Genomic DNA, 5,984 nt, shown 5'->3' on the forward strand with positions numbered 1-5,984 from the left:
ACCTGCCGGCTGAGCTTGGTGGCCAGCCAGATGTCGTCGTCGTCGCAGAAGGCCAGCAGCTCGCCGGTGGCCGCGTCGACGCCGCTGTTGCGGCCCCGGCCGTCAACGCGGCCACCAGCGCCTCCTGCCGTTCCGCCAGCGACGTCATGTCACGGCGGGGTAGCCGGAGGCGGCCGCGATGGCGTCCAGTTCACGGCGCAGCTCGGCCGCCGCCGGGTAGTCGCCGTCGCGCTCGAGCATCAGCGCGGGCGGCCGGTGCCGTTCGCACAGCGCCGTGACCAGGTCGAGGACCGGCTGCGGCACCGCGTCGGTGTGCGTGTCGTGGTAGATGCCCTGGTGCTCGGCGCCGCCCGCCACGTGCACGTACGCGATCCGCTCCAGCGGCAGCCGGTCGAACAGCGCCGCCGCCTCGGTGCCGCGGTTGCGGGCGTTGGCGTAGACGTTGGCCACGTCGAGCAGCAGCAGCGCGTCCGTGCGTTCCAGGATCTCGGTCAGGAACTCGCCCTCGTCCAGCTCGTCGTCGGGCCAGTCGAAGAGGGCGGCGATCGGTTCGAGCGCGATAGGCACGCTCAGCTCGGCCTGGGTACGCCGGACGTTGGCGACCACCGCGTCGACGGCCTCGCGGCTGCGGGGGATCGGCAGCAGGTGCCCGGCCTCGACGCCGCCGGCTCGGACGAAGGCGATGTGCTCGCTCACCAGCGGCGCGCCCAGGCGCTCCGCCACCGCCGCGAGGTGGGTGACGCGGGCCGGCTCGACCGGCTCCGCGCCGCCCAGCGACAGCTTCACCCCGTGCGGCACGACGGCCACGCCCCGCCCGCGCAGCTCGGCCAGGCCCGGCGGCAGGTCGCCGTGCGCGTGCACCGACTCGGCGACCACCTCGGCGAACCCGAGGCCGGGCAGCCCGGCGACGAAGCCGGCGATCTCGGGCCGCCAGCCGATGCCGACCCCGTAGGCGGTGGTCACCCGCCGCACCCGCCTCCGCCGCACCCGCCGCCGCCCCCGCACGAGCTGCCGCCGCCTCCGCACGAGGAGGACGAGGTGCCGCACGACGATCCGGAGCTGTACGAGGAGGCGCCGGCGTCGCCGAAGGCGTGTGTCCGCTGGACCTCCGCCTCGGCGGCGAACGCCGGGTCCATCGTGTAGAGCGACGCCGTGCCGAACAGGGCCACGCCCATCGCCGCGCCCGAGGCGCCGTAGGTCGCGTAGGAGGGTGACTGCCGCGGCGACAGGTAGTCGTGCCGGGTGCGCAGCGCGGTCATGCCCTTGTCGGCGACCCGGGTGGCCCGCCGCCGGGTGTTGCGCAGGATCGAGATCGACACCAGGACCGCGATCCCGACGGCCCCGACGAGGAAGACGACGGGACGCTCGTTCTGGATGCCGTCGATCAGCCGGGCCACGCCCAGGAGCACGAGGGCGGCGCCGGCCAGCGCCCAGAGCCGCGCCGTCTTCACCTGGGCGGGTGGCACCGCGAGACCCTGTGCCTCGAGCCCCTCGCGCAGCTGCCGGAGCGCCGCGACGACCCACTGGTCGCCGGTGATGTCGCGGGACCGGATGCGCCGCCCGGCCGCGTTGTAGATGGCTGAGTCCAGCGGGGTGGCGTCGGCCGGCAGCGGCCCGGACTGGTTCAGGGTCTTGTCGGAGCCGCCGGCGATGGCGCCGGCGCTGCGCAGGCCGCCGAGCGCCGCGTAGACGGCGAGCCGGTCGCCGCCGTTGAGGTAGGCGATCTGCTGCGGGCCGAGCCGCTCGATGTGCGAGCTGCGGTTGCCGGCGAAGAGGATCCGGCGGTGGATCGCCGCCAGGATCGCGACGGTCACGACGGCGCCGAGGTAGATGATCAGAAAGCTCGGTCCGGTGATGCCCCAGGTGTCGCCCTGCGCTGCGAGATTCATGTCCGACCTCCCGAGCTTGCGCGGTTAGGACCTCATTGTGCAGGTCACCGCAACACCCGGTTCACCTGCGACGGACGGCCTCCTCGACCACGTCCAGCACCCGGCTCAGCTCGCCCGCCGGGCGGCCGGTCGCCAGGTGCAGCACCATGCCGTCGTACGCCAGCTCGAGGAACTGGGTGAGCACCTCCACCGGCACGTCGTCGCGGAGCACGCCGGCCTCACGCTGGCGTTCCAGGCGCTCGCGGGTGGCCTCGGCGATGGCGGCCGAGCGTTCGGCCCAGCGCTTGGCGAACTCGGGGTCGGTGCGCAGCCGCCGGGAGACCTCCAGCTGGGTGCCGAGCCAGCCGGCGGTGTCGCCGTCGCTGGACCGGGCCTGTCCCAACAGGTCACGCATCACCTGGACCAGGCCGTCGCGGGCGACGGTCTCCACCATGGCGGCGGCGTCGTCCTCGGCGACCGCGAGAAAGAGTGAATCCTTGTCGCGAAAATGGTGGAAAATCGCGCCCCTTGAAAGGCCGGTGGCCTCCTCGAGCCGGCGCACGGTGGCGCCCTCGTAGCCGAAACGGGCGAAGCACCCCCGTGCCGCGGCGAGGATCTCGTGGCGGCGGGCGTCGAGCTGATCCTGGCTTACCCTGGGCACTCTGCGATCGTGTCACGGACCTTCGGGCCCTTGCAATCCGTACGTACGGCTTGCCAGCGCCGCGGGTTCCCTCTCTCATGGCGCAAAAACAGCCATACGGGCGAATCTTTGTTAACACTCTTGGACTGTTGGCTGCCGCATTCACTCACGTACAGTGCCCGGGTGCCTCTCGTCTTCCTTGCCCTGGACGACACCCTGCTCGATCGCAGCGGTGCGTTCCGGTTGTGGGCGAAAGGTTTCCTCGACGAGATCGCGGCGCCGCAGGACGACCTCGAGTGGCTACTGTCCGTCGACGCCGACGGACTTACCTCGCGCTGGGACCTGGCGGACCTGATCCGCGACCGATACCAGCTGCTCATGCCCTCGATCGACCTGCTCGAGGAGCTGCACGAGGGCCCGCTGGCGTTCGAGCGGCTCGACCCGCTGGTGGCCTGCGCGCTGAAGATCGCGGCGGACTCGGGGTGGGTGCCCGTGGTGGTCACCAACGGCCCGCACGAGCAGCAGGAGGCCCGGATCCGGCGCACCGGGCTGGACCGCTATGTCGCCGACTGGGTGATTTCGGAGCAGGCCGGGGTGAGCAAGCCCAATCCGCGCATCTTCGCGCTTGCCGCCCAGCGGGTCCGGATGCGCCTCGGCGGCGCCTGGATCGTCGGCGACAGCCCGGAGGCCGACATCGGCGGCGCCGCCGCGATGGGCCTGCCCAGCGTGTGGCTGCACCGCGGCCGGAACTGGATCGACAACCGGTTCGCGCCGACCCGCGTGGTCGGCAACGTGATCCAGGGGCTGTCCGCCGTCATGGCGGCCCGTTAAACAGGTTGCGCCGTCCGGGGTCCCCCGGAAGAGTGCACCGGAGTAAGTGCTCCACAGGCTTCCAGAAGAGAAGGGGGTGAACCTCATGGCTGTCGTTGTCCTTCGCCATGCCCAGGTTCCTGTTCTTTCTTTCTCTTCCGAGGAGACCCTCCAGTGCGAGAGCACGACTCTTTCGGCCCGGCGACCATGCGCCGCGGCCGTCGCAAGTTCGACGACGAAGCAGACTTCGTAAAGCGGGGCCGGCTCGAGCCGGCCCTGTCCGAGGACCCCGACCTGCCCGAGACCGGTGACCGCTGGTCGACGTGGGACGGTGCGCTGCACGGCCCGCAACCGCGACCCGACTGGGTCCGCACCGAGCACGGGGCCGTGGACACCGAACTGGGCGTACTCAAGACCGGCAAAGAGGCGGACGTGCACCTCGTGCGCCGCACCGTTCCGGGTACCGATCAGGGCTGCGTGCTCGCGGCCAAGCGCTACCGCGACGGCGACCACCGGCTCTTCCACCGCGACGCGGGCTATCTCGAGGGGCGCCGGGTGCGCCGGTCCCGCGAGATGCGGGCCATGACCAACCGGACCGCGTTCGGCAAGGAACTCATCGCCGGGCAGTGGGCGGCGGCCGAGTTCGGCGCCCTGTCGCGGCTCTGGCAGGTCGGGCAGGAGGGCGGCACGATCTCGGTTCCGTACCCCGTGCAGCTCATCGGCACCGAGCTGATGCTGGAGTTCATCGGCGACCAGGAGACCGGGGAGGCCGCGCCGCGGCTGGCACAGGTACGCGCGGATCAGGCGGATCTCGAGGACCTGTGGCGTCAGATGACCGAGGCGCTCAGCGTGCTGGCGCGCACCCAGATCGCGCACGGCGACCTGTCGCCGTACAACACGCTGGTGCACCGGGGCCGTCTGGTGATCATCGACATGCCGCAGATCGTCGACCTCATCGCCAACCCACAGGGCGCCGAGTTCCTGGCCCGCGACGTGCGCAACGTGGCCGGCTGGTTCGTCGCGCGCGGCCTGAGGGTCGACGCGGACGGCCTCATCGAGCGGCTGTGCTACGAGGCGGGGCTGCTATGAGGCGCCGCGCCAGGCGTCCCGGGCCGCGGCCGCCGGAAACCCGCCGGCCGCAGTCGGGCCGGCGTCACTGGAGGTAACCCTCCACCTCGTTGACGCTGTGCGCCTGCTCGGTGTCCGGGTCGTTCCCCTGATCGCGGGCGGCCCGGCGCCGGCGCAGGAGGTCCCAGCACTGGTCCAGGGCCTCCTCCAGCTCTCTCAGGCGGACCTGTTCCTCGTCGCTGCTGATCTCACCGCGGCCGAGCTGCCCGCGAAGCTTGTGCTCCTCGTCGACCAAGCCGCTGATCCAGCTCAGCACAGTCTTGTCATCCATGACTCAGAGCCTCGCACATGTCGCGCTCCTCACAGGCCACCCGCCTTCGTTCACACGCCCGACATGTAACCGCAACGCGAAGGGACGCAGTGGCCCGCACGATGTTGATCGGAAAGCGGTAGCGACGGAGGAGTGCGGGCATGGCCTATCAGGCGGAGTACATCTGGATCGACGGCACCAGGCCCTCGCCGCTGATGCGCAACAAGACGCGCATCGTGGCCGACGGCGAGGAGCCGGGGATCTGGGGGTTCGACGGGTCGAGCACCAACCAGGCGCCCGGCGAGAACTCGGACTGCGTGCTGCGCCCGGTGTACACCTGCCCGGACCCGCTGCGGGGCGGGGACAACATCCTCGTGCTGTGCCAGGTCGAGCTGACCGACTACACGCCGCACCCGACCAACACCCGGGTGGCAAGCGTCGCGGCCGCGGAGAAGTACGCCGACCAGGAGCCCAGGTTCGGCATCGAGCAGGAGTACACGTTCTTCCGCAACGGGCGCCCGCTCGGCTGGCCGGAGAACGGCTTCCCGGCGCCGCAGGGCCCGTACTACTGCGGGGTGGGCGGCGAGAAGATGGTGGGCCGCGAGATCGTCGAGGCGCACACCGCCGCCTGTCTCAAGGCCGGCCTCGCCATCGAAGGCACCAACGCCGAGGTCATGATGGGCCAGTGGGAGTTCCAGATCGGAGTGCTCCCGGCGCCGATGATCGCCGACCAGCTGTGGGTGGCCCGCTGGCTGCTGCACCGCATCGCCGAGGACTTCGACGTGGTGGTCTCCTTCGACGCCAAGCCGATGCCCGGCGACTGGAACGGCGCCGGCGCGCACACCAACTTCTCCACCAGGGCGACGATGGATGGCTACGACGCGATCGTCACCGCGTGCGAGGCGCTCGGCCGCAACGCGCAGGCACACGTGGAGAACTACGGCGCGGGCATCAAGGACCGGCTGACCGGCGCCCACGAGACCGCCCGGTGGGACCAGTTCAGCTGGGGTGCCTCGGACCGGGGCGCCTCGGTGCGGATCCCGTGGGCCGTCGAGCGGGCGAAGAAGGGCTGGCTGGAGGACCGCCGGCCGAACGCCAACATGGACCCGTACCTGGTCACCGGCATGATCATCGACACCTGCTGCAGCGCCCTCGCCAGGGAGTCGTTCGCCTGAGCCGTCCCCGCGGGGGCGGGGCGGCCGGCCCGCGGGGGCAAGGTGTTTTAAGAAACACCGCGGCCCGGGGTGGGGTGGGGGGCCCCGAGGGGGGCGGGCAGGCGCGTGGCCGC

At 71.5% G+C, this 5,984-nt stretch carries 7 protein-coding genes and 1 pseudogene; 3 read left to right on the forward strand and 5 right to left on the reverse strand.

Translation table 11 applies throughout. The annotated features are described in order from the left end of the window. The 4 genes and pseudogenes from AB0F10_RS43575 to AB0F10_RS43590 form a co-directional block, all read right to left on the reverse strand. A pseudogene (locus AB0F10_RS43575) lies at positions 1-92 on the reverse strand (glycosyltransferase family A protein); the annotation flags it as partial. Positions 93-144: 52 nt separating this feature from the next. Continuing rightward, positions 145-963, reverse strand: a complete 819-nt coding sequence (locus AB0F10_RS43580) for a DUF692 domain-containing protein (protein WP_360639973.1) — start codon at positions 961-963, stop codon at positions 145-147. Next, complete coding sequence (locus tag AB0F10_RS43585; protein ID WP_360639976.1) at positions 960-1,889, reverse strand: TIGR04222 domain-containing membrane protein; 930 nt, start codon at positions 1,887-1,889, stop codon at positions 960-962. Before AB0F10_RS43585 ends, AB0F10_RS43580 begins: the two co-directional genes overlap by 4 nt. A gap of 61 nt (positions 1,890-1,950) precedes the next feature. Next, the gene (locus AB0F10_RS43590) at positions 1,951-2,529 is read right to left on the reverse strand and encodes a helix-turn-helix domain-containing protein (protein WP_360639979.1); all 579 of its coding nucleotides are present in this window, start codon (positions 2,527-2,529) and stop codon (positions 1,951-1,953) included. A gap of 162 nt (positions 2,530-2,691) precedes the next feature. Here AB0F10_RS43590 and AB0F10_RS43595 point away from each other — a divergent pair, with 162 nt between their 5' ends. After that, entirely contained in the window at positions 2,692-3,339 is a 648-nt protein-coding gene (locus AB0F10_RS43595) for an HAD family hydrolase (protein WP_360639982.1), read from the forward strand. Between the two features lie 186 nt (positions 3,340-3,525). After that, a complete protein-coding gene (locus AB0F10_RS43600; RefSeq protein ID WP_360639991.1) occupies positions 3,526-4,407 on the forward strand; it encodes an RIO1 family regulatory kinase/ATPase in 882 nt (293 codons plus the stop codon). Positions 4,408-4,471: 64 nt separating this feature from the next. Here the strand turns inward: AB0F10_RS43600 and AB0F10_RS43605 are convergent, their stop codons facing one another. Further along, positions 4,472-4,717, reverse strand: coding sequence for a DUF2630 family protein (locus AB0F10_RS43605; protein ID WP_360639985.1), 246 nt, complete (start codon positions 4,715-4,717; stop codon positions 4,472-4,474). A gap of 140 nt (positions 4,718-4,857) precedes the next feature. Between AB0F10_RS43605 and glnII the strand changes: the two genes are divergently transcribed. After that, entirely contained in the window at positions 4,858-5,871 is a 1,014-nt protein-coding gene (glnII, locus tag AB0F10_RS43610) for a glutamine synthetase GlnII (RefSeq protein WP_360639988.1), read from the forward strand. Positions 5,872-5,984 lie beyond the last annotated feature (113 nt).

The sequence above is a fragment of the Actinoplanes sp. NPDC026623 genome (assembly GCF_040638275.1).
Classification (GTDB): Bacteria; Actinomycetota; Actinomycetes; order Mycobacteriales; family Micromonosporaceae; genus Actinoplanes.

Bases quoted from the DNA above. Each gene is read 5' to 3' on its own strand.
- glnII (WP_360639988.1), top strand. From the start codon at position 4,858: ATGGCCTATCAGGCGGAGTACATCTGGATCGACGGCACCAGGCCCTCG.
- AB0F10_RS43585 (WP_360639976.1), bottom strand. From the start codon at position 1,889: ATGAATCTCGCAGCGCAGGGCGACACCTGGGGCATCACCGGACCGAGC.
- AB0F10_RS43600 (WP_360639991.1), top strand. From the start codon at position 3,526: ATGCGCCGCGGCCGTCGCAAGTTCGACGACGAAGCAGACTTCGTAAAG.
- AB0F10_RS43605 (WP_360639985.1), bottom strand. From the start codon at position 4,717: ATGGATGACAAGACTGTGCTGAGCTGGATCAGCGGCTTGGTCGACGAG.